The 22,268-nt window shown below is 64.3% G+C and carries 24 protein-coding genes and 1 pseudogene; 8 read left to right on the top strand and 17 right to left on the bottom strand.

Going from position 1 to position 22,268, the window contains the following annotated elements:
- Positions 1 to 52: 52 nt before the first annotated feature.
- From QM590_RS13605 to QM590_RS13595, 3 genes and pseudogenes are all read right to left on the bottom strand, one after another.
- Positions 53 to 2,395 (bottom strand): annotated as a pseudogene (locus tag QM590_RS13605) (transglycosylase domain-containing protein).
- A complete protein-coding gene (locus QM590_RS13600) occupies positions 2,395 to 3,225 on the bottom strand; it encodes a GNAT family N-acetyltransferase (protein ID WP_243610571.1) in 831 nt (276 codons plus the stop codon). The pseudogene QM590_RS13605 and the gene QM590_RS13600 overlap by 1 nt, the downstream one beginning before the upstream one ends.
- Before the next feature lie 91 nt (positions 3,226 to 3,316).
- Positions 3,317 to 3,694 (bottom strand): hypothetical protein, encoded by a 378-nt coding sequence (locus QM590_RS13595; RefSeq protein WP_155288774.1) that lies wholly within the window; start codon positions 3,692 to 3,694, stop codon positions 3,317 to 3,319.
- Positions 3,695 to 3,809: 115 nt separating this feature from the next.
- Between QM590_RS13595 and QM590_RS13590 the strand changes: the two genes are divergently transcribed.
- The 3 genes from QM590_RS13590 (at position 3,810) to ccsB (ending at position 6,948) form a co-directional block, all read left to right on the top strand.
- Entirely contained in the window at positions 3,810 to 3,977 is a 168-nt protein-coding gene (locus tag QM590_RS13590) for a hypothetical protein (RefSeq protein WP_155288775.1), read from the top strand.
- Between the two features lie 342 nt (positions 3,978 to 4,319).
- On the top strand, positions 4,320 to 5,972 hold the full coding sequence (gene resB / locus QM590_RS13580) for a cytochrome c biogenesis protein ResB (RefSeq protein ID WP_052061714.1): 1,653 nt from the start codon (positions 4,320 to 4,322) through the stop codon (positions 5,970 to 5,972).
- A gap of 4 nt (positions 5,973 to 5,976) precedes the next feature.
- Positions 5,977 to 6,948 (top strand): c-type cytochrome biogenesis protein CcsB, encoded by a 972-nt coding sequence (gene ccsB / locus QM590_RS13575; RefSeq protein ID WP_032375699.1) that lies wholly within the window; start codon positions 5,977 to 5,979, stop codon positions 6,946 to 6,948.
- 9 nt (positions 6,949 to 6,957) lie between these two features.
- On the opposite strand, the gene QM590_RS13570 is transcribed toward ccsB, so the two are convergent.
- Entirely contained in the window at positions 6,958 to 7,089 is a 132-nt protein-coding gene (locus QM590_RS13570; RefSeq protein ID WP_080733457.1) for a DUF3703 domain-containing protein, read from the bottom strand.
- 154 nt (positions 7,090 to 7,243) lie between these two features.
- Between QM590_RS13570 and QM590_RS13565 the strand changes: the two genes are divergently transcribed.
- Positions 7,244 to 7,876 (top strand): TlpA disulfide reductase family protein, encoded by a 633-nt coding sequence (locus tag QM590_RS13565; protein WP_080736598.1) that lies wholly within the window; start codon positions 7,244 to 7,246, stop codon positions 7,874 to 7,876.
- A complete protein-coding gene (locus QM590_RS13560) occupies positions 7,873 to 8,694 on the top strand; it encodes a cytochrome c biogenesis CcdA family protein (protein ID WP_032375700.1) in 822 nt (273 codons plus the stop codon). The genes QM590_RS13565 and QM590_RS13560 overlap by 4 nt, the downstream gene beginning before the upstream one ends.
- Positions 8,695 to 9,010: 316 nt before the next feature.
- Here QM590_RS13560 and QM590_RS13555 read toward each other — a convergent pair whose 3' ends face one another.
- The 3 genes from QM590_RS13555 to QM590_RS13550 form a co-directional block, all read right to left on the bottom strand.
- Complete coding sequence (locus QM590_RS13555) at positions 9,011 to 9,730, bottom strand: DUF305 domain-containing protein (RefSeq protein ID WP_306437489.1); 720 nt, start codon at positions 9,728 to 9,730, stop codon at positions 9,011 to 9,013.
- Between the two features lie 43 nt (positions 9,731 to 9,773).
- Positions 9,774 to 10,196 carry a DUF6153 family protein gene (locus QM590_RS25950; protein WP_411742196.1) on the bottom strand — a complete coding sequence of 141 codons (423 nt, stop codon included), beginning with the start codon at positions 10,194 to 10,196 and terminating at the stop codon, positions 9,774 to 9,776.
- A 100-nt stretch (positions 10,197 to 10,296) separates the two neighbouring features.
- Positions 10,297 to 11,364, bottom strand: a complete 1,068-nt coding sequence (locus QM590_RS13550) for an NlpC/P60 family protein (RefSeq protein WP_243610572.1) — start codon at positions 11,362 to 11,364, stop codon at positions 10,297 to 10,299.
- Positions 11,365 to 11,645: 281 nt separating this feature from the next.
- Between QM590_RS13550 and QM590_RS13545 the strand changes: the two genes are divergently transcribed.
- Positions 11,646 to 12,149 (top strand): hypothetical protein, encoded by a 504-nt coding sequence (locus tag QM590_RS13545; RefSeq protein WP_243610573.1) that lies wholly within the window; start codon positions 11,646 to 11,648, stop codon positions 12,147 to 12,149.
- A 16-nt stretch (positions 12,150 to 12,165) separates the two neighbouring features.
- Here the strand turns inward: QM590_RS13545 and QM590_RS13540 are convergent, their stop codons facing one another.
- From QM590_RS13540 to QM590_RS13515, 6 genes are all read right to left on the bottom strand, one after another.
- Positions 12,166 to 12,894, bottom strand: a complete 729-nt coding sequence (locus QM590_RS13540) for a TVP38/TMEM64 family protein (protein WP_045841173.1) — start codon at positions 12,892 to 12,894, stop codon at positions 12,166 to 12,168.
- An 86-nt stretch (positions 12,895 to 12,980) separates the two neighbouring features.
- A complete protein-coding gene (locus QM590_RS13535) occupies positions 12,981 to 13,319 on the bottom strand; it encodes a metal-sensitive transcriptional regulator (protein WP_032375786.1) in 339 nt (112 codons plus the stop codon).
- A gap of 23 nt (positions 13,320 to 13,342) precedes the next feature.
- Positions 13,343 to 13,510 (bottom strand): hypothetical protein, encoded by a 168-nt coding sequence (locus tag QM590_RS13530; protein ID WP_269595238.1) that lies wholly within the window; start codon positions 13,508 to 13,510, stop codon positions 13,343 to 13,345.
- Positions 13,511 to 13,618: 108 nt separating this feature from the next.
- Complete coding sequence (locus tag QM590_RS13525) at positions 13,619 to 15,883, bottom strand: heavy metal translocating P-type ATPase (RefSeq protein WP_094686191.1); 2,265 nt, start codon at positions 15,881 to 15,883, stop codon at positions 13,619 to 13,621.
- A gap of 29 nt (positions 15,884 to 15,912) precedes the next feature.
- Entirely contained in the window at positions 15,913 to 16,176 is a 264-nt protein-coding gene (locus tag QM590_RS13520) for a hypothetical protein (RefSeq protein WP_032375704.1), read from the bottom strand.
- A gap of 32 nt (positions 16,177 to 16,208) precedes the next feature.
- Positions 16,209 to 16,412, bottom strand: coding sequence for a heavy-metal-associated domain-containing protein (locus QM590_RS13515; RefSeq protein WP_032375705.1), 204 nt, complete (start codon positions 16,410 to 16,412; stop codon positions 16,209 to 16,211).
- Positions 16,413 to 16,739: 327 nt separating this feature from the next.
- On the opposite strand from QM590_RS13515, the gene QM590_RS13510 reads away from it, so the two are divergent.
- Positions 16,740 to 17,054 (top strand): DUF4396 domain-containing protein, encoded by a 315-nt coding sequence (locus QM590_RS13510; protein WP_094686192.1) that lies wholly within the window; start codon positions 16,740 to 16,742, stop codon positions 17,052 to 17,054.
- 164 nt (positions 17,055 to 17,218) lie between these two features.
- Here the strand turns inward: QM590_RS13510 and QM590_RS13505 are convergent, their stop codons facing one another.
- From QM590_RS13505 to QM590_RS13490, 4 genes are all read right to left on the bottom strand, one after another.
- Positions 17,219 to 18,508, bottom strand: a complete 1,290-nt coding sequence (locus QM590_RS13505) for an MFS transporter (protein ID WP_094686193.1) — start codon at positions 18,506 to 18,508, stop codon at positions 17,219 to 17,221.
- Positions 18,505 to 19,650 carry a PLP-dependent cysteine synthase family protein gene (locus QM590_RS13500; RefSeq protein WP_374640103.1) on the bottom strand — a complete coding sequence of 382 codons (1,146 nt, stop codon included), beginning with the start codon at positions 19,648 to 19,650 and terminating at the stop codon, positions 18,505 to 18,507. Before QM590_RS13500 ends, QM590_RS13505 begins: the two co-directional genes overlap by 4 nt.
- A 104-nt stretch (positions 19,651 to 19,754) precedes the next feature.
- Positions 19,755 to 20,174 (bottom strand): putative copper homeostasis (lipo)protein LpqS, encoded by a 420-nt coding sequence (gene lpqS / locus QM590_RS13495; RefSeq protein WP_243597145.1) that lies wholly within the window; start codon positions 20,172 to 20,174, stop codon positions 19,755 to 19,757.
- A 46-nt stretch (positions 20,175 to 20,220) separates the two neighbouring features.
- Positions 20,221 to 20,421, bottom strand: a complete 201-nt coding sequence (locus tag QM590_RS13490) for a hypothetical protein (protein WP_141215005.1) — start codon at positions 20,419 to 20,421, stop codon at positions 20,221 to 20,223.
- 272 nt (positions 20,422 to 20,693) lie between these two features.
- On the opposite strand from QM590_RS13490, the gene lnt reads away from it, so the two are divergent.
- On the top strand, positions 20,694 to 22,259 hold the full coding sequence (gene lnt / locus QM590_RS13485) for an apolipoprotein N-acyltransferase (RefSeq protein ID WP_094642697.1): 1,566 nt from the start codon (positions 20,694 to 20,696) through the stop codon (positions 22,257 to 22,259).
- Positions 22,260 to 22,268: the final 9 nt, after the last annotated feature.

The raw sequence follows: 22,268 nt of genomic DNA, 5'->3' as shown, positions 1-22,268 counted from the left end.
GATGGCGTTTCCTTTCGTGCGCGGGGGTCTCAAGGGTGAGTGTCGTGGGTGATCACCGCGGCGGCGGTAGCGGCAGGCCGGGAATGTCGATACTGGGCGGCGCTGGCGTGGGCGTGCGGTCGGGGGCGGGGGAGCCGTCACTGATGTACAGCGTGATCAGCGATCCCGGGATCGCCGCGCCGGATGGGGATGTGCCGGTAGCGGTACCGCGAGCGCCCTGACCGGTGGTGGTGACGACGGTCACCTAGAATTCTGCTGCTTCCAATCTCGATGTGGCCGACGACTGGCTCATGCCGCTGACCTCAGGTACTTGGCCGTTGGCGGAGCCGCGGACGTATTTGTCGTCGACCGGTGGCAGCTCGATGGGGCCGAAGTTCGTGGCGATTGGGTCCATCGCGTCGTACCAGGTTCGTGCGGGTTCGTTACCGCCGTAGAGGTTCCCGGAGCTGCAGGGCCGCAGTGGGAAGGAGCAGATCTGGCCCGGTGTCGGTGAGTCACCGTAGGTGTAGACGGCGGCGGCGTAGCGGTTGGTGAAGCCGAGGAAGCCCGAGGATCGGTTGGATTCGGTAGTGCCGGTTTTCCCGGACATCGGCAGCGTCCAGCCCACGGACCCGGCCGCCGATGCCGAGGTTCCTCCGGGTTGGTCGTCCTTGCTCATCGCGTTGGCGAGTGTGTTGGCCAGGCCGGGTTCGACGACCTGCTCGCACGCTTGTTGTGTGACCGGTACAGCTACACCCTCGCGGTCGGAGATGGAGTCGATCGGGTTCGGCGGGCACCAAGTACCTCCCGAGGCGAGGGTAGCTGCGACGTTGGACAGCTCGAGCGGGTTGACCCAGGTAGGTCCGAGTGTGAACGAGCCGAGGCTTTGCTCTTTCTGGAGGTCGGCCATGCTCTGCTCGTCGAATCCAGACGAGCCGGGGAGGGTGTAGGAGCGAAGCCCTAGCCGCACTGCCATGTCGACTGTCGGTGTGACACCGACGGACTCGAGCAACTTCACGAACGCCGTGTTCGGTGATTGCGCCAGTGCGTCGGTGACCGTCAGCGCCGGTGGGTAGTTTCCGACGTTCTCCACGCAGTAAGCGCCCGCCGGGCAGTTACGCGCGCCGCCGTCGCCCAACCCCCTGACCTCGACGCGCCGGGGAACCTGCAGTGTGGCGTTGGTGCCGAGTCCGCGTTCCATCGCGGCGGCAGTGGTGAATATCTTGAAGATCGACCCGGCGCCGTTGCCTACGAGTGAATACGGTTGCGGCTGAACCGTTTCGTCGGCGTCGGCATCGAGTCCGTAGGTGCGACTACTGCCCATGGCGAGGATGCGGTGTTCGTCCTGTCCGGGTGCGACGACATTCATCACGGTGGCGACACCGTCGAGGTCGGGATCTGTGTTCGCGGTCAGTGCGGCCTGGGTCGAGTTCTGCACCGCCGGGTCGAGAGTCGTTTTGATCAGATAACCGCCCTCGTCGATCTGCTCGCGGCTGATACCGGCGTCCTCAAGATATTGGAGTGCGTAGTCGCAGAAGAACCCTCGATCACCGGCGGCGATGCATCCACGTGGGAGGGTGTTGGGCTCGGCCAGCACCCCCAATGGCTCGGATTTGGCGGCCTCGAATTCTGCGGCTCGGTTCGGGATGGTTTCGATCATGTTGTCCAAGACAAGGTTTCGGCGGCTTGTGACTCCCTCGACGTTGGTGTACGGGTTCAGTGCCGAACTGGACTGAACCATCCCTGCCAGCATCGCTGATTGCGTCGCCGTTAACTCGCTGGCATCGACACCGAAGTAGGTTTGCGCGGCGTCTTGGATGCCGAACGAGGCATTGCCGAACGGAACCAGGTTCAGATAGCGGGTCAATGTCTCGTCTTTGGTCAATTCTCTGTCCAAGGACAACGCCATTCGGATCTCGCGGATCTTGCGAGCCGGCGTGGTCTCGATCGCGGCACGCCGCTCGGCGTCGGTGTCAGCGACGACCAGTAATTGATAGTTCTTCACGTACTGCTGATCGAGTGTCGATGCGCCCTGCTCGACCTGCCCGCTGGTGGTGTTGGTCAAGAACGCTCGCAACGTTCCCTGCCAGTCCACGCCCTGGTGTTCTGCGAAGCGCCGGTCCTCGACGGAGACGATCGCAAGCTTCATCTCGTTGGAGATCTTCGCGCTCGGCACTTCGGAACGGCGTTGCTCGTATAGCCACGCGATCGGGTTGCCTGCCACGTCCGTCATCGTCGAGATGGCAGGAACTACGCCCTCGGCGAGTTCGCCGGAAACGTTGTCGTCGGTGTCAGCGGCGCGGTTCGAGACGTATCCCAGGCCACCGACGATGGGGAACAACACTCCTGCAAGCAGCACGCCTGCGAGCGCAGTGCATCCCACGAGTTCGAACACCGTTCGTCGGGTGCTTGACATCATCGTCTCGTTTCTGTCGACGGGGCAGTGCTCGCGGTCGTCCGGGTTGGTGGGACCGACAAGGGGAGCGGAGCACGGCCGCAGCGGCCGTCTAGCTCTCGCCGGTAGGTCTGCATGGTCCGGCCATCTCGATCGAGACGGTTTCCGCTTTTCTGCCATCCGAGGCGCTCGTAGAAGCCGCCTGCATTGTCGGCCACCCCGAGATCGGTGGACAGCTCGGCGCAACGTGCACCTGCCCGCGCAGAGTCGGATTCGAACCAGTCGAGCAACTGTGCACCCACTCCGATCCCTCGCACCCGTGGGCTCACCGCTATCGCAACGACGACGGCGACACTGTCGGCCGGGGGAGTCTCGGGTTCGCCGTTCGGCAGTGGGATGGGCCGAGCGCGCGCCACCGCTCTGCACCAGGGGCGAAGACGCGTACGAACGAACCGCATGGCGGTGCGCGGGCGGACTGCCATCGCCGCACCGGCGTGTGCAGCCAACGGCAGCACGGTCATCTTCTCGCGCAGTAGATCACCGATATGGGCATGGTGATCGAGGGTGCCGAGGAGGAATCCGACGACGGCGCCTTCGCTATCGGTTGCGACAAGAGCGATGGCGTGTCGTCGGTTGACGAAGCTGCGGTGCCACCGGCGCAGGAACCGTGCTCCCAGCTCGGGGAGCAGGCCAATCGGTAGCTCGTCGAGGTGCAACTGCGCGCTCTGCGGTAGATCGTGCGGCCCGGCCTCGCGAAGGACGATCGCGACTCCGGGAGGAGGCGCGGCGGGGTTGGGATGAGGGAAACAAAGGTGCGGCGTAGACGATGAAACGTTGAAGAAGATATGCATGGCGTTGTCCTCGACGAGGCAGGCTCGCGCCCTCACCGCGGAGGCGGCGCGCGAGAAGAAAGGTGGACCGATCTGCGCAAACGCAGACCTCTCACACCCTCAGAAGGCATGCCGCGTCGAGCACGGACATCGGCGCAGGGGGAGAGACCGACCTCTCAGTTGGCGACGATCTCGATGCCTGTAGACCTCGAAGCTGGTGCAGTAGCACTGTCCATCCGGTCCGGCGCAGCAACATTGCCAGCCCTAGCGCAAGGATCGCCACCGCTATGTGGACGGACCCGATCAGGGATCCGTGATTGTCGTGATGACTGGACGCGCTACCGCCGATCCCCTCGTCCTGCTCCGGCGCCGACGTGTGCTCGATTTCCGGGACGCTCTCGATGACCGCAGCCAGCGGAGCGTGGCCGGGCTCTGCGGTGGTGTGTGCGACCTGCGACATCATCAGCACCGCCACTGCCGTGGCCGCCATGATGGACCAGAGCAGAATTCGGCGAATACACTCGCTCAACCGAATCGGACACACACGACGAAAATAGCAGATCCATGTCGCCGTCTACCCGCGCTAGCGACGAATACCGTGTGCGGTGACGCCTCCAGCGTTCCATGCGGGCCGCACCCTCAACTGCCAGGCATTGTTGGGTTCGACGTTGGCGCAGGGCCGTGGTGACCCAGAGGGCGGCGGGCCCGTCATCGAGCAGGTGCGCGGCGGCGCGATCCACGGTGACCAGTACATCCTCGTAGGCCAGTCGTAGTGGCGCTCGCTCATCGAGTTGGGACATCGCGACATCCTCGATCAACTGCAGAGGGAACCGCGCCGCTTCGTACTCGGCACGCAAAACAGCTAGTGCAAGTGTGCCTGATCTCACCGCACAGGTATTACTCCGCGGGATGAAACGCGTTTGGACGGCATGAGTAGAAGAACCGATCCGCGCCTACCGTGGGGCCGAAAGCGGCCTAAACCGAACCGCAGCCCGGCAGCGTTCCGGATGGACCAAGTACCACGTTTGTGGTTGCAGCACTTACCCTCTCGCCCAGGCGACTACCGCACACAACTGCACACGGCCCATCAACTACTATGTTGCATAGTAATTGAGATGCAATCGTCGAAAGGGTGTGGCGGTGTGACAGCTGATCAAACCCCGGCGCTCACATCGCAGGGACGGTTACGCAGAGCAATCGCTGCGGTGCGCAACAGGTGGCGGCAACTGACCTCGATGCGAACGGCACTGGTGCTGCTGTTTTTGCTCGCTATCGCAGCAATCCCAGGCGCCCTGCTGCCACAGCGCAATCTCAACACCCAGGCGGTTGATTCCTACATCGCAGCGCGCCCGGCTCTCGGGGCCGTCATGGACACGCTGGAATTGTTCGACGTATTCGGAAGCTTCTGGTTCACCGCCATCTACGTCCTACTGTTTGTGTCGTTGATCGGCTGCCTGACTCCCCGAATGATCGAACACGGTAAAGCCCTTCGCGCACAGCCAGTTCGCGTACCCCGAAACCTTTCGCGACTACCGCTTCATCATTCGGGCGCTCTCGCCGGTAGCCCGAAAACCGTCATCGACGACATCGCGCCCCACTTGAGAGGGTGGCGTACTGCCGTTAGGCCCGAGCCCGATGGGGCGCTCACCCTCTCCGCCGAGAAGGGCTATACCCGCGAAGCGGGAAACCTACTTTTTCATTTCTCGCTGATCGGTCTGCTCGCGGCCATCGCCATCGGCAAGCTCTTCGGTTACGAAGGATCGGTCATCGTCATCGCCGACAACGGGCCCGGTTTCTGCAACACCTCGCCCGCCATCTACGACTCCTTCCGGGCCGGCAACAGCACCGACGGAACCGGGCTGGAGCCGTTCTGCATCAGAGTCAAGGACTTCAACGCCGACTACCTTGAGAACGGCCAGGCAGAGATGTTCACCTCGAACATCTCCTACCAGTCCGCCGACGACATCGCCGCAGACACCTGGCGCGACTATCAACTCAAAGTCAACGAACCCCTCCGGCTCGGAGATGAACGCATCTACCTCACCGGCCACGGATACGCCCCCGAATTCACCGTGACCTTCCCCGACGGTCAGAGTCGAACCGAGGCCCTGCAGTTCCGGCCCGACGACGCCACCACGTTCCTGAGTAGCGGGGCGTTGCGTTTCGATCCACCCGGCGGGACCTATGCCACCGCCGATGAGCGACGCCGCGGCCAGATCGCCATCGAAGGCCTCTTCGCTCCCACTGCGCAATTCAACGGAACCCTGCTCTCCTCCCGCTTCCCGGACTTGGTCGATCCTGCTGTGGCAGTGGATATCTACAAAGGAGATACCGGCCTCGACACCGGCATACCCCAGTCGATCTTCTCCCTGGACCAGGAGATGATCAACCAGGGCCGACTTGTCAAGCAGGATCGGGTGAACCTGCGTCCCGGTGAATCGACGACCCTCACCGACGGCACCAACATTCGATTCAACGGCGCCAAGGAATTCGCCAACCTGCAGGTCGGATACGACCCCGCACAGTTGTGGGTGCTCGTGTTCGCGATCACGATGATGACCGGACTGTTGGTCTCGCTGGTGATCAAGCGACGTCGAGTCTGGTTCCGTGTACTCCCGGCCGAAACAGGCCGATCGAGCGTGGAGATGGGCGGGCTCGCCCGTACCGATCACGCCGGATGGGGACCCGAATTCGAGACCCTCCGCACCGAAATCTGGACGCCGCGGACAAAGAACCACTCCGAGACCCTCGATACAGAAACGGTGTAGCGCCATGCCGATCGACGACAACCTCGCCCGCTGGAGCGACATCAGTTTCGAGACCGCCTTCGTGGTCTACCTTCTCGCCGCGATCCTGTTCATCGCACAACTCGCAACGACACGAACAGCGACTCTGAGCCGGGCCTCGAGTCTGCATCCGCAACTGATCGCAGCGACATCATCGACACCGGGATACGTGCCGGTCCCCGAGCGAAGAGCCCCGTCCGAACGCCTGGGCCGCACGGGACTCGCCCTGGTAATGCTCGCACTCACTTTGCATATCGGGTCGATCGTCCTGCGCGGGATCGCCACTGGCCGCCCGCCGTGGGGAAACATGTACGAATTCGTCTCCGTCACATGCGCGGCCGGCATACTTGCCGGACTGATCGTGCTGCGCTCGGAGCAACTGCGCACACTATGGTTGTTCGTCCTCGTGCCGACCTTGATCCTGCTCTTCATTGCCGGAACTGTGCTCTATGCCAACGCGGCGCCCGTCGTACCAGCCTTGCAGTCGTATTGGCTCCCCGTGCACGTCTCGGTCGTCTCGCTCGGCAGCGGGGTGTTCCTGATCTCCGGTGCAGCCAGCACATTGTTCCTGATCCGGATCCGATATCCCAACAACAACGCCGTCCCCGACAGCAGAGTGGGCCGGATCGTCGCTCGTCTCCCCTCGGCGCACTCGCTCGACGTGCTGGCGTACAAGACCACCATCTTCGCGTTTCCCCTGTTCGGAATCGGTGTCATCCTCGGCGCGATCTGGGCGGAGGCCGCGTGGGGTCGGTTCTGGGGCTGGGACCCGAAAGAGACGGTCTCATTCATCGCGTGGATCATCTACGCCGCGTACCTGCACGCCCGGGCCACCAGCGGGTGGCGTGACACCCGGGCCGCGTGGATCAACATCGCCGGATTCGTGGCCATGCTGTTCAACCTGTTCATCATCAACATGGTGGTCTCCGGACTGCATTCGTACGCGGGTTTGAACTGATGTCGCCTGCTAGCCGCCGCCCTGTGCTTCGGCGAGGTCATGCGGCACCGGTCGCGTCAATCCCGCGTCGACCCGGCCGGTGTTGCCGACCGGGTATCGACCGGACCAGGATCCAGGAGCCACGACCACGATCCGAATCAACTGACTGCCTCGTGTCCGTAGTGCATTCCGGAGAGGGAAGTCACAGTGCCCCGAGCTTCGTCACCGGCCAAGACTGGGGCATCGACCGCGTCACCGATCCCACGATGTTCGAGACATCGGCGCAGATCCGTACTGCAGCAAAGGCGTCGACTTCATGAGACTCGGCCGCCCTACGGGGGCTCGCACACGCGAACAGAGCAGTCTGCCCGCCACGGCAACGGCATCCATCCTTGCCGTTGTACTCCTGGTCTCCGGATGTTCCGCAGGCGCCGACGCCGTGCCCTCCGGAGGTAGCTTCGATTTCGTTGCACCCGGTGGTCAAACCGACATCGTCTACGATCCCCCCGAAACGCGCGGAACCATCGGTGAACTCGCCGGACCCGATCTGATGGAGGAAGGTAAGAACACCGCTCTGTCGGACTATGACGGCGAGGTGGTCGTGATCAATCTCTGGGGTCAGTGGTGCGGCCCCTGCCGCGGCGAAGCCGACGACCTCGAAGAGGTCTACGAAGCAACCCGCGAGCGCGGTGTGCAGTTCCTCGGTATCAATGTTCGAGATCCGCAGAAGGACAAAGCGCAGGACTTCGTTGTCGACAACAATGTCTCCTACGCCTCGATCTACGACCCCTCGATGCGGACGCTGATCGCCCTCGGCGGGAACTACCCGACCAGCGTGATTCCCTCGACGCTGGTACTCGATCGAGAGCACCGGGTGGCGGCAGTGTTCATGCGTGCCCTCCTCGCCGAAGACCTGCTCCCTGTCGTCGAACGGATAGCAGACGAATGACTGTTCTTCTTGCCCAAGGCGGCGTTGGCTCGACGTTCCAAAATCTGGCATCGAGCGGACCTCTGGTACTGGCGATCGCCGCATGTATGCTCGCCGGGCTGGTCTCGTTCGCGTCACCGTGCGTGGTGCCCCTGGTGCCGGGCTACCTGTCGTACCTGGCGGGCATCGCAGGTGCCGACGTGCCGTCGCTCGCCGCCGCCTCGACTGGTGAAGCACCGCCGAAGCTGGCAAGCCGCTGGCGCGTGGCAGGTGCAGCGGGGTTGTTCGTCGCCGGCTTCACCATCGTCTTCGTCCTCGCCACCGCCTCGATTTTCGGGGTCATCGGCACCCTGCGCATCAACGAACAGGTGCTTCAGCAGGTCGGCGGTGCCATCACGATCATCATGGGCTTGACGTTCATCGGGTTCATTCCCGCATTCCAACGCGACACTCGATTCGCGCCGCAAACCATCTCGTCTCTTGCTGGAGCGCCGCTGCTCGGTGGCGTGTTCGCGCTCGGCTGGACGCCGTGCCTTGGCCCCACGCTCGCCGGGGTGTTGTCCGTTGCCGCTGGCACTGAAGGCGCAACCGCAGCGCGCGGCGTCACTCTCATCGTCGCCTACTGTCTGGGACTCGGTCTACCGTTCGTGGTCCTCGCGTTCGGCTCGAGTTCGGCGATGCGCGGTGTCGGCTGGCTACGGCGGAACTCGCAGAGAATCAAAGTGGCAGGCGGAGTGATCATGATCGCCGTCGGTGTCGCCCTGCTGACGGGGGTGTGGGGTCTGTTCATTGCCTGGATACGCAATGAATTCGTCAGTTCGGTTGTGTTACCCATCTGAGAAGGAAGCCGAGCAGCCGCACGTGCAAGATCACGCCTCCCCAACTGCCAGTGCCGGTGGTATCGAACCCACTCTCTGTCGACGGCGCGCCCCCGCCGGGCCGCGATGACCCGATCCGAGAGCCGCCCCCTGTCCCTACCGCGGATCTGCGTGTCCCAAGGACCCCGCAGGCGGGTGCATCAGCAGGGGAGGGCATGTTTCCGGGGCCGTGTTGATCGGTGTGGCAGCTAAAAGGGCCAGGTCCTTCGAAACCGAAGGGCGGGGCTCGGTATCGGCCGAGCCCCGCCCTACGGTTGATAGTTCCCAGAATTGAGAGTTACTGGGCGAGCAAACTTTCCATTGTGGAGATTTCGCTCTGCTGCGCATCGATGATTGTGGAGGCAAGCTCCTTGGCATCAGCATTGGAGCCGTCGGCCAACTCGATCTGAGCCATCTCGATTGCCCCCTTGTGGTGCTCGATCATCATGGTGAGCCACATGGAGTCGAACTCCGCTCCGTTGGCGGCCGACAACATGTCCATGTCTTCCTGGCTCATCATGCCGGTCATGCCACCGCTCCCCATGTCCATACCGCCCATGTCCATTCCGCCCATGTCCATTCCGCCCATGTCGGCGGACGCTGCGGGCTGTCCCCATGCGGTGAGCAGGGCATTCATCTGCTCCATCTCCGGTGCTTGAGCTGCTTCGATGGCCTGGGCCAGCTCGATGACCTGAGCATTCTCGGTTCGGCCGTCGACAAGTGAAGCCATCTCCACCGCTTGTGCATGGTGGGGGTACATCCCTTCGACGAACGTGACATCGGCATCGTTGAATTCGGCCGATGCTTCGGCGGAATTCTCGGAGGACGACGAGGCCGGTGTATCGCTGCTCGACATGCCGGGCATGTTCATTTCGCCGTCGTTACTGCTGCAGCCAGCGAGAACTGCGGCGGCGACAGCGGAGGCCGCCGTTATCGCGATCGTGAAGCGGGTAGGTCGATTCGAACGCATAACAAACTCCTGAAATTGTTGGGGGGTGGTTCGGATCGACAGGCGCACTGGCCTGTCGATATCTGTGTCTCACACAACGGTGAGTCACCTGTCAGATCCGAAGCACAGACAATTCGGAGAGAGTGAATATGGTCCAGGGTGGCGGGTGCCCGGTTCGATGACGAACTGCCGACAGTCGCGCAGCGTGGACGAGAGAACCGGCGAAGCCCACAACGATTGCCCGTAAGACGGCCAACGCCGCGACAGCACCGATGATAGCCAGACACAGATGCATGACCGAGCTGTGATCGCCACAGCCGTTCCCGCAGTGTGCTGCGGAACCACTCTCCGATGCTGTCGCAGATGATGCTCCCGAATGCTCGTCGACGGCAGGTGGAGCGCTCACCGTCGAGGTCATCGAGTGTTCGCCGATACTCGTCGCCGTTGCGAACGACATCGGCGCAGAATGCATGAGAAGGACTCCGAACAGCACTATCGAAGCGCAAACAGCACCTAGGAGCCACTTCTGGTTCATAGGTTCCGTGGCTGAAGTCCTCACCGGTTCGATCTTACCGGTCTGCCACACGGGCATCCGGTCTCCTCGCAGTCGCGGCGTCCGGACCGTGGACATCGAATCAGGTGGCGATGGGCCGGTTGATTGCGGTCACTTCATCCCAGGGAACGGGCGCGACTTTGACGACGTCGCCGCCGGTGGGGGCGTTGACGTATTTCCCGTCGCCGATGTAGATCCCGATGTGTCCGATCGGTGAGTAGAGAGAGATGAAGTCACCCGGTTGCACTGATTCGCGGGAGACAGGTGTGCCCGCTCGTGCTTGGTCTGCGGCCACGCGTGGAACGGTCAGTCCCAGTTGTTTGTAGGCGAAGTAGATCAGTCCGGAGCAATCGAAGGACCCCGGCCCGGTAGCTCCCCAGGAATAGGGTTTGCCGAGTTGGTCGAGGGCGATGCGCATCGCCTCCGCTGATGTTCCACTCGCAGCCGAGACGGCGGCGGGTAGCTCGGAAGGATTCGTGGTGCCGGGGCTGACGATGGCAGCTCGATCCGCATCGGTGAGGGCGGCGAATTGGTCGGTGATTTTGGCGATCTGATCGGCCAGGTCGGTCTGGCGTTGCTCGAGGTCGCGTTGTGTACGTGCGGCGTCCGCCTCGGCTACCGCAGCGGACGCCTGTGCTTGCCGGGCTTGTTCGAGCTGGTCTCGCGCTTCGTCGTCGATCTGTGTCGAGTCGGCGAGTGCAGCGGCTCGATCGGCGAGGATCCGGTCCAACAACACCATCTGATCGAGTAGTTGCTGTGGGCTGTCCGCGACCAGAACGGCCCCGAGAGGGGATTGCGGTACACCTTTGTACGCGGCGTCGACAGCTGTGGCCAGTGCTCGACGGTTGGCAGATGCGGCCACTTCGGCTTCCCGAGCCGCCGCCGAGGTCTCGTGGGCGAATTGAACTGCGGTACTCAGTTCGCCGCGGCGACGATCGAGGGTGTCCTGCGCGGCGTACATGCTCTCGGTGAGAGTGAATGCGGTCGCATTGAGTTCAGTGAGTTGTCGTACGGCTTCGGATGCGTTCGCCGGGGGTGCAGCGGGGTCCGCCGAAGCTGGAGCATTTGCCGAAAATGCCGCGGCAGCAACGATGATCGAGGCGATGAGGGTAGCGCGGACACGCCGCGTCGGGCCTGAAGAAGAATGCACAGAAGAAATCCTCTGGGGTCGGTGTGGGTTCCCTGCGTCACCAGCGAAGGAAACGGAGCGCGGTGAGAGCCGCATGGGACTGTGTCCGGCCTCGCCGGCACCATTGTCGGGTATCGGCAGTCGTAGAGGGTTCCTCACGGTCGGCTGAGGCTTTCGCGTCGACGCTCGACGCCTGTGCCGTATGGGCGGCGAGTCGGCGTCGTTGACCCCGACTCACCGCACCTGCAAACTACTATCATTCATAGTAGACGGTTGGGTGGTGTCCGCTGACCGGGAGAGGGATGACGACTGTGACGATGCGTGACTGGCCGGCGCGCCGTTGGGTGGCCGCGTTACTGGGCGCGATGGTGGCCGCGCTGGTCGTGGCGATCCCCACCGGGATCATCCACACTGCGTTCTACGTTCGAATGACCCCGGTGTTGTGGTGGAACTATCCGGTGTGGATTGCCACCGCAGTTCTCAGTGGCCTCATTCTTGCGACATACGTGAGCACTGGGCTGGCGTCGTCGGTTTCTTCCCGTGTAGGGGTCAGTGCGAATGCGTTGTCGTTGTTGGCAGTCGGATGTCCGATATGCAACAAACTGGTAGTGGTGGCGGTCGGGGTGAGCGGTGCTCTGGATCTATGGGCACCCGTGCAGCCCGTAATCGGAGTGATGTCGGTGGGGGTGATGGTGTGGGCTCTTCGACTGCGAATCCGCGGGGAACGCGCGTGCCCTACTTCTCGCGTAGGTCAGGAGTTCGGCAACTCCGCTGGCTTTGGCGGTGCAGGCGCAGCAAAATTGTAGGATTTCTCGCCACGTCCTATCCGCGGTCCGGCAGCAACAGACGACGAAGGCGACCGCTTCTCGATGCGCCATCTGCGGTGTTGGGCTGTGCCTGCGACACCGGCAGGCGGGCGTCGGCCAGCAATCCTGCCACCCCGGCGGCCACGCAGGCCGACGTCACCACTATCAATGCCGGATTCGTTCGCCCGGTCAAAGCGTCCCCGAACAGCACCGCGGCGATCGTACCGGGCAGAATCCCCACGACAGTGGCCGTCGTGTAGGGCAGCAGGCGCACCGCGGAGAGTCCGGAGCAGTAGTTGACCAGGGCGAACGGTGCCGGGGCAATGAGCCGCAAGGACCCGACGGCCAGCCACCCCCGCCGAGCCAACCGGGCATCGATGGACTTGACCGCAGGATTCGTCAGCCGCTCCTGCACCGCGGTGCGCCCGAGCGCGCGCACCAGCAGCAACGCCAGCACAGCGCTGACAGTTGTGGCGGCGATCGTGACGGCGACCCCGGTGGCGGGACCGAACAACAGTCCGGCGCTGAGGGTGAACACCGTGCGCGGTACCGGGGCAATCGTCAACACCGCCTGGGTCAGAAAGAACACCACCACGAACGACGGGCCCATCGACTCCGCCCACTCGCGCACCACAATGATCGACGGGCGGGGTACGAGGGCGGCAGCCACTGCCAGTATTGCCAGCGCTGCCACGGTGGCGAGGACTCGGCGATCGCGCAGAATCGCCGATACGGTTTCGGTCATGACGGTCTCTGCCTGCGCCGCCTCGCCGAGGTTTCCGACAAGCACGCGGGAGTGGACGGCGAGGAATGGCTTCGCACTGCCGGTGCTCAGGAGCGGACGAGCCGTGAGATCGCGTCGGTGGCCTCTTTGATCTTCGCGTCGGCTTGGGGACCGCCGGCGATGGCGGCGTCGACCACGCAGTGGCTGATGTGAGCTTCGAGCAGGCCCATGGCCACCGCCTGCAAGGCTTTGGTCATCGCCGAGACCTGGGTGAGGATGTCGATGCAGTACTTGTCTTCCTCGACCATGCGCTGCAGTCCTCGGGCCTGGCCTTCGATGCGCTTGAGGCGTTTGAGGTAGGCGTCCTTTTCGGTGATGTAGCCGTGCGCGGCGTGATCATGGCCGTCGGTCTCGGCGGGTGCCTGCGCGGCCGCGGGAGTGGCCATGGTGTCCTCCTGGAATCCGAGTGTCATGCCGAGCATCCTCGATTATGCCCGCCCGGGGTATGGCGCGAGAGGGTCGGTCCGTCGAGTCGTCGCTGGGCCGCCGCCACAGCGCACATCACCGCGCAGCGGGCCACCGCTCGGGTCGCCGGGTGCCGGGTGATCTGCACCAAGGTCGTTGTCACGAAGGACATGGCCCTCTCCTTTCGTAGGCAGCATCGGGGTTGTAGCGGTGGGGTGGGGTGGCGCGCCTGCATGCCACGCCCACCCCAGCCTTTTGGGTGCTTGTTCTACCCGCGCGGTTATCCGGTGAGGGACTTGAACCGGCGCAACCGCAAGCTGTTGCTGACCACGAACACCGACGAGAACGCCATCGCTGCACCGGCCAGCATCGGATTGAGCAGCCCGGCCGCAGCCAAGGGGAGGGCAGCCACGTTGTAGGCGAACGCCCAGAACAAGTTGCCCTTGATGGTGCCCAACGTTCGGCGGGACAGGCGGATAGCATCCGCTGCTGCGCGCAGATCACCGCGCACCAACGTCAGATCGCTGGCTTCGATCGCAACGTCGGTACCGGTGCCCATCGCCAGACCGAGGTCGGCCTGCGCCAACGCGGCGGCGTCGTTCACGCCGTCGCCGACCATCGCCACTACCTTGCCCTGCTCCTGCAGCCTTTTGACGACGTCCACCTTGTCTGCGGGCAGCACCTCCGCGATCACTTCGTGGATGCCGACCTGGTCGGCGATGGCACGCGCGGCGGCTGCGTTGTCGCCGGTGAGCATGATCGGCGTCAAACCCAGGCCCCGCAGCTGCTCGATCGCCTCGGCGGAGGTGGGTTTGACCGCGTCGGCGACGACCAGTACTCCGCGAGCCCGACCGTCCCAACCGACTGCGACGGCGGTCTTGCCCTCGGATTCGGCTGCACGCATCGCACTTTCGAGTTCGTCCGGCAGCTGCTGCGCCCGGTCGGCGAGGAGGCGGGCCCGTCCGACGATCATTGCGTGGTCGTCGACTATGCCCTGCACCCCGAGGCCTTCGATATTTATAAACTGCTCTACCGGTGGCAGGGCTCCGACCTTCTCGCGGGCACCTTTGGCGATGGCCTGGGCGATGGGGTGCTCGGACGAATCTTCGAGTGCACCGGCCAGGCGCAGCACCTGCGCGGTGTCCTCGCCGTCGGCGGTGATCACGTCGAGCAGAGTCATCTTGCCGGTGGTGACGGTGCCGGTCTTGTCGAGTACCACGGTGTCGACACGGCGGGTCGATTCGAGCACTTCGGGACCCTTGATCAGGATGCCGAGCTGAGCGCCGCGGCCGGTGCCGACCATCAGCGCGGTCGGGGTGGCCAGGCCGAGGGCACACGGGCAGGCGATGATCAGGACGGCGACGGCTGCGGTGAACGCGGCCGCGATCCCACCGCCGGTGCCGATCCAGAAGCCGAGTGTCGCCGCGGCAAGGGCGATCACGATCGGGACGAAGACTCCGGAGATCTTGTCGGCCAGACGCTGAGCTTGGGCTTTACCGGTCTGAGCGTCTTCGACGAGTTTCGCCATCTGTGCGAGCTGGGTGTCCGAGCCGATGCGGGTCGCCCGGACCACGATTCGGCCACCGACGTTGACCGTCGCGCCGACGACCAGATCATCGGGTCCTACCTCGACGGGCACGGATTCGCCGGTCAACATCGAATTGTCGACCGCGGAAGAGCCGTCGGCGACCACGCCGTCGGTGGCGATCTTCTCCCCGGGGCGGACGACGAACTCGTCACCGACGATGAGTTGATCGGTGGGGATGCGCTGTTCGACACCCTCGCGCAGGACGGAGACTTCCTTGGCACCGAGCTCGAGCAGGGCACGCAGGGCGGCACCGGCGCGTCGCTTGGAGCGTGCTTCGAAGTAGCGGCCGGCGAGGATGAAGGTGGTGACTCCGGCTGCGGCCTCGAGGTAGATGTTGCCGGCCCCGTCGGAGCGGGAGATGGTCAGCTCGAACGGGTGTGTCATGCCGGCCGTTCCGGCGGTGCCCCAGAACAGGGCATACAACGACCACCCCAGTGCTGCGATGGTGCCCATCGAGATCAGGGTGTCCATCGTTGAGGTGGCGTGCCGCAGATTGGTGAAGGCGGCCTTGTGGAACGGCCATGCCCCCCACACCACCACGGGTGCGGCGAGGGTCAAGGAAAGCCACTGCCAGTTGGTGAACTGCAGTACCGGAACCATAGCCATCGCGATCACCGGCACGCTGAGCACCAGCGATATGAGCAGGCGTTGGCGCAGCGAGGCGGTGGGGTCGATCTCGGCTGGCCCGGCCGCGTCGGGGTCGGTGGAGGAGGCGGCGGGCGCGGGGACCGTGGCGGTGTAGCCGGCCTGCTCGACGGTGCCCACGAGATCCTCGGTCGAGACATCACCGACGTAGTCGACGCGTGCTTTTTCGGTGGCGTAGTTCACCGTCGCGGTGACACCGTCGAGCTTGTTGAGCTTTTTCTCGATCCGGTTCGCGCAGGAGGCGCAGGTCATACCACCGATGTCGAGTTCGACTCGGCCGTCGGCGGTGGGGTGGTGCGTGACGGGATTCATCGTCGCTCCTCTCGGGGTGTGGTGGTGTGTCAGTGTCCGTGCCCGGCGGGCATCGGCTCCGAGGCGGCGGGCACCGCGGCGTATCTGCTGTCGGTGACCATCAATCCTCCAGGTCTCTGATTGGCGACGGGCCCGCCCGCAGTGGACACCGCGGCGGCGTCGTGAGTCGAGGTGTCGTGTGTGTCGGGTGGTGCGGCACCTTCGGGGCCGAAGGCGTCCCCGGCTCCGAAGGCGAGCCCGAAGACCGCGGCTAGGGCGATGGTGAATCCGACGAACTTCGATGATGCGTTCATCGTGCGAATCTCCTGTCCGGGTCTGGTGTCGATCAGGAGGCGAGCTGGTAGCCGGCCTCGTCGACTGCGTGGGCGATGGCCGTCTGCTCGATCGGGGTGTCCGAGTCGATATCGACTCGGCCGCTCGCGAGGTCGACATTCACGGCGGTCACACCGGGGATGCCGCTGATCTCCTCTCGGACCGAGGAGACGCAGTGCCCGCAGGTCATTCCGGTGACGGTGACGGTGGTGTTCATCGATGCCCTTCTTTCTTCGATTCGGAATGTGATCGAGGTCGTCGCGACCCACTTACAGATTTACCATACCCCCCTACGGTATGCAACGAGATGTGCCGCACCGGTGCTACGGCATGACCCTGGGCACTGACCGGAACACCGCCCTCGGATGCGGGAGCGGCACCCAGAATCGAACGTCGCACCAGAGCCTGCATCGGCGGGCGTCCTCGACTCCGGCTACTACGAACGCGGATTACGCGCGCGCAGAGATGCCCACAATCTTCTCGATGATGTCGCTTCCGTCCTTGCCGACGTCGAATCTCGTGCGGACAGAGTGTTCTTTGGGTGATGATCATCGTCATCGCCATACTGGCCACGATCATGCTCTTCGCATACGAGCGTTCGGCCATCACACCGGTAGTCGGTGCGCAGGCAATCCATCGGCGTTCTGTCCTGGCTGCGGTCGGCGTCGCCGCGTTGACCGTACTGGCGTTCGACCTCGGGATGGGTGGTTGGATGCTGCTGCTGCACTACACCGAGACCATGCCACCGGCCACCGATGCTGCGTTCTGGATGCTCATGCAAATCGGTATCGTCCTCGGGGTGGTCACGGGTTACCCCGTCGTCCGTCGCCTCCAACGTCACCGCAGTACCCCCGCCTGAGGTGTGGGTGGCCCGCATTCGCGTGAATGCGGGCCACCGGTCGGTGGATAGACGTGAACGGTGCCGCGTCGATACCCTCGTGTTCGGCAATCATCGTCGAGGTCTTGGGTGTGGGCAGTGCATGGGTGTGGGCAGTGCAGGCCATTTCCCGGCGTGCACTGCCGCTAGCCGGTGGCCGGTACCTCGCCGCTTTCGGTCACTGTGGTCTCGGTGGGGGGTGGGGTGAGCCGGTCGGATCGATCGAGCGCATAGAGAGCGGCCACAGATGCCGCCCCGACCAGGGTCAGTATCGCCCAGATCAGTGCACCCAGATGCGCGTCGCTGAGAAGCCCGAAGACGGCTCCTGTACCCAGATTACCGAGCAGGATGCCGACCCCGACGATGGTGTTGTAGAACCCGTAATGGGTGGCCACCAGCTTCCCGCCCGACAGGGTCACCACCGTGTCCATCTCGAACGGAAACACCGCGGCGGTGCCGACCGCCAACAGTGCAGCGGTGAACACCAGGGCGCCGGCGGCGGCCCACCCGCCCAGCGCGGCCGGGCTCGGCAGCACGATCAGCGGGAGGAACGCCAGCGCCATGATTGCCATACCGACCACCACGCTTCGCCCCGAACCCCACCTGCGGGACAACCAGGACGTGATCCGGAACTGCCCGGCGATCGCGACCACGCCGGAGACCACGAACAACGAGGTCACCAGAGCGGTGTCGGACCTGCCGTCACCGACTACTACCGCCGCCTGCAGCGGCAGCGCAAGATAGATCTGGAACGAAAGCACGTAGGATCCGATCATCGCCAGCGCGAACAGCACGAAGGGTCGGTTGGACATCACCACCCGCCAGTCCTCGAGTACCGATGTCGTGGCCCCGGCAGTTTCGGCCCGGTGCGCGGGGAGCGTCCAGATCTGCACGATCGTCAGCACAGCAAAAATCGCGGCCGCGGCCAGTGAGGTGACTCGGAAGTCGAGGGTGGTCAGCGCGAGACCGATCAACGGGCCCAGCAGAATCCCGGCCTGATAGAACACGTTGAACACCGCGAACGCCTCGACCCGCCGTGGACCGGCGTCGGCGGCCAGGTACGCCCGTACGGCCGGGTTGAACAGCGCACCGGCGAACCCGGTTGCGGCCGAGGCGAGCAGGATCGCCGGCAGCGATTCCGCGGCCGCGAGCAGTACGAAACCGGCGACCCGCAGCAGGCAGCCGGCGACGATCAAGGGTTTGTATCCGAGGCGGTCGGCGAGGGTGCCGCCGAGCAGGAACATCCCTTGCTGGGAGAAGTTGCGCATACCCAGCACCAGCCCGACCGCCCACGCCGCCAGGCCCAGGGGACCGGCCAGATACCCGGCCAGGTACGGCATCAGCATGTAGAAACCGACGTTGATGGAGAACTGGTTGACCATCAACACCTGGCTGGGCCGGTCGAAGCTACGGAACTGAGTCAGAAGGGTTTTCATCGAACGCTTTCGGTGGGATCGACGACGGTGGGATCGACGACGGTGGGATCGACGACGGTGGCGCACCGCGTCCACGACGTCACAGTCTCATCGGTGGGGTGGGCGATGGTCGTCGGCTCGGTCGGCGGGTCAACGTCGAGCAGGCCATGCTCGGTGCAGTACTCGTCGTTGTAGATGGTGTCGAAGTAGCGCTGCGGTCCGTCGGGGAAGACCGCCGCGACCCGGGTCTCCGGCGGGCTGGTGCGAGCGATCCAGCCGGCCGCGAGGGCCACGGCCCCGACGCTCCAGCCGCCGCTGGCGTGGTGCGTCGCCGCCAGGGTGCGGCACGACCACACCGCTTCGTGCGGGGCCACCCAGTGCACCTCGTCGAAGGCGGGATAGTCGATATTGTCGGGATAGATGCTCGAACCCAACCCGCGCATGAGCCGAGTGCTGGCGGGTTGCCCGAAGATCGTCGATCCGATGGTGTCGACACCGACCAGTTTCAGGTCGGGGCAGAACTGCCGGAGCACCCGGGCCACCCCGGCGGAGTGCCCTCCGGTACCCACCGAGCAAACCAAGGTGTCGACGCGGCCGAGCTGGGCGATGAGTTCGTGAGCGAGCGACTCGTACGCCTCGACATTGTCCGGGTTGGTGTACTGATCCGGGCACCACGACCCTGGATGTGTATCGAGGAGTTCACGGACCTTCTCACGCCGGGCCTGCTGCCAGCCGCCGTCGGGGTGCGGTGTGGTGACCAGTTCGACGCGGGCACCGTACGCGGCGAGCATCCGGTGCACGATCGGTTCCAGTCCCGGGTCGGTGACGAGGGTGACGGGGTGGTGATGGGTGATCCCGGCCAGGGCCAAACCCAGGCCGAGGGTTCCGCTGGTGGATTCGATGATCATCGAACCGGGAGCGAGGTCGCCGCGGGCCTTTGCTTTCTCGACCATGTGCAGCGCGGGGCGGTCTTTCATCCCGCCGGGATTGCTGCCTTCGAGTTTCGCCCAGAAACCGCGGCCGGAGTCCGCGAACGGTTCACCGATCCACAGAACGGGCGTGTTGCCGACCATCGTGCTCGGTTCCGGGCAGTTCTTGGCGGTCGCCAACATGTGGCCGGCGGAGGACGGTGGCACGAGTGTGGAGCGAACAGCACTGTTCATGAGTAATCCCTGTATGTGACCTGCGAGGGCGCAGTAAGTGAGTGATGGGCAGCACGAACTGGGCCATGAGAAGAGGAGTCCTCGGATGGCCCGCGGGCTGCTGATCAGCACCTGTTGATACAGAGTTCGTTCAAGACGGTTCGGCCGTGCCGGATCGGAATGGGTAGATCCGGTGGGGCTCGCGGGTTGCGCGGGGCAGACATCGCCACCAACACCACAGCGAAGGCCATCGCTGCGACCGCGGCGATGGTCGATGGGCGGGGCGGGTTGTCGGATCGGGGCATTGCGATGACGGTGTTCGTATCGTGCGCCATGTGGGGCGATCCGACGTCGATGTGCGCGTGGTTCGGGGAGAGTTCCGCGGCGGCCTGAGACGAGGACGAAACGATGTGTACGCCGTCGCTGTGATGGTCCTGTTCCCAGGCGATGCCGCATTGAGCGATGGTGTGAGCCAACAAATACAGGACAGCGGCGACTGCGATAACCGTCCGCAGGCGCGGCGGGCCCAGCGCAGAGATTCTCACAACGCCTCGACGGTAGCAGCCGGAAACTGGGTTGGCCCAAACCCATTCAGGGTGCCCCTGATGTGCCGCCGCCGAATCGGGCGGTCACACCGCCCGCCCGCAGGCACCACATGTTTCTGGTCACGTCGAACACGGCCAGGACGATCGGGGCGGTGATCATGATGGCCGCCAGAGCAGATGCACCCGCATATGTCGGCGTGCTGCGGCGCGGTAGAAGCCAGTCTCCATCCCGGGGTCCAGCACGCATCTTGTGCGAGCCGAGGGTGGTCCGTGCACCGGTCGATGCCCGGCCACGAAGGGCACCGCGAAGGACAAAGGGCACAGCGAAGGTGCGCGGTCGATATCCCGGGGTATGCATCGACGTCGCAGAGGCGCGGTGTCGGCGGGGGAGCCGGTCCGGGCTCACCGCTGTTACTACTATCGTGCATAGTAGCAACCGAGGGTGGTCAGGTGGCGCTATGCCGTACATGAGAAAAGAGCCATGCAGGCATGCTCGATATCGAGTCCAGCGCAACAACAATGAACCGTCACCGACGAACCCGACGTCGTGCGTTCACCGCGATAGCAGGCAGGTCATCGTCCGCGGTATCTGCTGGTGTGCTGTTGTACGCGGGCTTTCCACCTCGGTCGCTGTGGTTCCTCGCGCCGCTGGGTATCGGGGTTCTTGTTCTCGTCATCCGCGGCCGTTCCATCCGGGCGGCATTCTTCTACGGGTATCTGTCGGGGCTTGCGTTCTTTCTGCCCCTTCTGCCCTGGGTGGGCGTCTACGTCGGCGCCCCGCCGTGGCTGGCGCTCGCGGCGATCCAAGCGATAGCAGTGGCACTGTTCTGCGCTGCAGCGGCCGCAGTGTCCGGGTTGCGCTTCGAAGCGCTGTGGATCGCCGCGATCTGGACCGCCACCGAAGGTCTGCGCGCACGGATTCCGTTCGGGGGATTTCCGTGGGGGAGATTAGCTTTCGCCCAAGCAGACGGCCCTCTGCTCTCGCTTGCCGCGTTCGCCGGTGCGCCCGGTGTATCTTTCGCAGTCGCAGTGATCGGCGCGGCACTGGCAAGTGTGGTCCGCCAGGTACGCTCGCCGACGTCGCGATTCGCAGTCGGATCGGTGGCCACTGTAGTGATCGTGCCAGCTCTGGCTTTCGCGCTCACTCCCGCTGGCGACGCAGGCGCAGCGCGTGCGACGGTCGCCGTTGTGCAAGGCAACGTTCCGCGGTTGGGTCTGGACTTCAACTCGCAACGTCGAGCAGTTCTCGACAATCACATCGAGCGAACAAGGCAACTCGGGGACGACATCACCGTCGGCAGTGTGCCCGCTCCCGACCTGGTGATCTGGCCGGAGAATGCATCCGATATCGATCCGCTGCGCAATGCCGACGCCACTGCCGGGATCGACGCTGCAGCGCGGTCGGTCGGGGTGCCGATTCTGGTCGGTGCGGTCCTTGGCAACGACGACGGCACCTCGACGAATACCTCGATCGTGTGGGATCCGGTACTCGGACCGGGGGAGCGACACGACAAACGCAAACTTGTTCCTTTCGGAGAGTATCTCCCGATGCGATCTGTGATGACGGCGTTGTCCTCGTACGCCTCGCAGGCCGGTAACTTCGTTCCCGGGTCGGGCGACGGTGTCGTCGATATCGCCGGAATTCCGACGGCCGTCGCCACGTGTTACGAGGTCGCGTTCGATGACCTGGTCACCGAGTCCGTGCGTGCGGGGGCGCAGCTGATCACGGTCCCCACCAACAATGCGACGTTCGGGCGCACCGACATGACCTACCAGCAGTTGGCGATGTCGCGGCTGCGGGCGGTCGAGCACAACAGGACTGTTCTCGTTGCGGCGACCAGTGGGGTCAGTGCCGTCATCGACCCACAGGGGAAGGTCGCAGATCGTTCGGGCTTGTTCACTGCGCAGACGTTGGTCGCTGATGTTGCCCTGGAAACGAGATCGACGTGGGCGACAAAGCTGGGACCGCTTCCGGAGTACGCCGCGGTCGTTCTTGCTGTCGTGGGGTGTGCTCTCGCATGGAGAAGGCAGCGTTCGCCGGCCGATGGTCTCCGACCGTCGACGTCCGGTGCTACCGCGCTGTGAGGCACGAAA

Origin of the sequence: Rhodococcus sp. IEGM 1372 (genome assembly GCF_030056835.1) — a bacterium.
GTDB lineage: Bacteria > Actinomycetota > Actinomycetes > Mycobacteriales > Mycobacteriaceae > Rhodococcoides.
Note: the sequence above shows the minus strand (reverse complement) of the source record. Positions and strands in the feature narration are given on the sequence as shown.

Excerpts from the sequence above, each read along its gene's own strand:
- QM590_RS13600 (WP_243610571.1), bottom strand. The coding sequence starts at position 3,225 with ATGCATATCTTCTTCAACGTTTCATCGTCTACGCCGCACCTTTGTTTC.
- QM590_RS13595 (WP_155288774.1), bottom strand. The coding sequence starts at position 3,694 with ATGGCGGCCACGGCAGTGGCGGTGCTGATGATGTCGCAGGTCGCACAC.
- resB (WP_052061714.1), top strand. The coding sequence starts at position 4,320 with ATGCAATCGTCGAAAGGGTGTGGCGGTGTGACAGCTGATCAAACCCCG.
- ccsB (WP_032375699.1), top strand. The coding sequence starts at position 5,977 with ATGCCGATCGACGACAACCTCGCCCGCTGGAGCGACATCAGTTTCGAG.
- QM590_RS13565 (WP_080736598.1), top strand. The coding sequence starts at position 7,244 with ATGAGACTCGGCCGCCCTACGGGGGCTCGCACACGCGAACAGAGCAGT.
- QM590_RS13560 (WP_032375700.1), top strand. The coding sequence starts at position 7,873 with ATGACTGTTCTTCTTGCCCAAGGCGGCGTTGGCTCGACGTTCCAAAAT.
- QM590_RS25950 (WP_411742196.1), bottom strand. The coding sequence starts at position 10,196 with ATGAACCAGAAGTGGCTCCTAGGTGCTGTTTGCGCTTCGATAGTGCTG.
- QM590_RS13545 (WP_243610573.1), top strand. The coding sequence starts at position 11,646 with ATGACGACTGTGACGATGCGTGACTGGCCGGCGCGCCGTTGGGTGGCC.
- QM590_RS13540 (WP_045841173.1), bottom strand. The coding sequence starts at position 12,894 with ATGACCGAAACCGTATCGGCGATTCTGCGCGATCGCCGAGTCCTCGCC.
- QM590_RS13535 (WP_032375786.1), bottom strand. The coding sequence starts at position 13,319 with ATGGCCACTCCCGCGGCCGCGCAGGCACCCGCCGAGACCGACGGCCAT.
- QM590_RS13530 (WP_269595238.1), bottom strand. The coding sequence starts at position 13,510 with ATGTCCTTCGTGACAACGACCTTGGTGCAGATCACCCGGCACCCGGCG.
- QM590_RS13525 (WP_094686191.1), bottom strand. The coding sequence starts at position 15,883 with ATGAATCCCGTCACGCACCACCCCACCGCCGACGGCCGAGTCGAACTC.
- QM590_RS13520 (WP_032375704.1), bottom strand. The coding sequence starts at position 16,176 with ATGAACGCATCATCGAAGTTCGTCGGATTCACCATCGCCCTAGCCGCG.
- QM590_RS13515 (WP_032375705.1), bottom strand. The coding sequence starts at position 16,412 with ATGAACACCACCGTCACCGTCACCGGAATGACCTGCGGGCACTGCGTC.
- QM590_RS13510 (WP_094686192.1), top strand. The coding sequence starts at position 16,740 with ATGATCATCGTCATCGCCATACTGGCCACGATCATGCTCTTCGCATAC.
- QM590_RS13505 (WP_094686193.1), bottom strand. The coding sequence starts at position 18,508 with ATGAAAACCCTTCTGACTCAGTTCCGTAGCTTCGACCGGCCCAGCCAG.
- QM590_RS13500 (WP_374640103.1), bottom strand. The coding sequence starts at position 19,650 with ATGAACAGTGCTGTTCGCTCCACACTCGTGCCACCGTCCTCCGCCGGC.
- QM590_RS13490 (WP_141215005.1), bottom strand. The coding sequence starts at position 20,421 with ATGCGTGCTGGACCCCGGGATGGAGACTGGCTTCTACCGCGCCGCAGC.
- lnt (WP_094642697.1), top strand. The coding sequence starts at position 20,694 with ATGAACCGTCACCGACGAACCCGACGTCGTGCGTTCACCGCGATAGCA.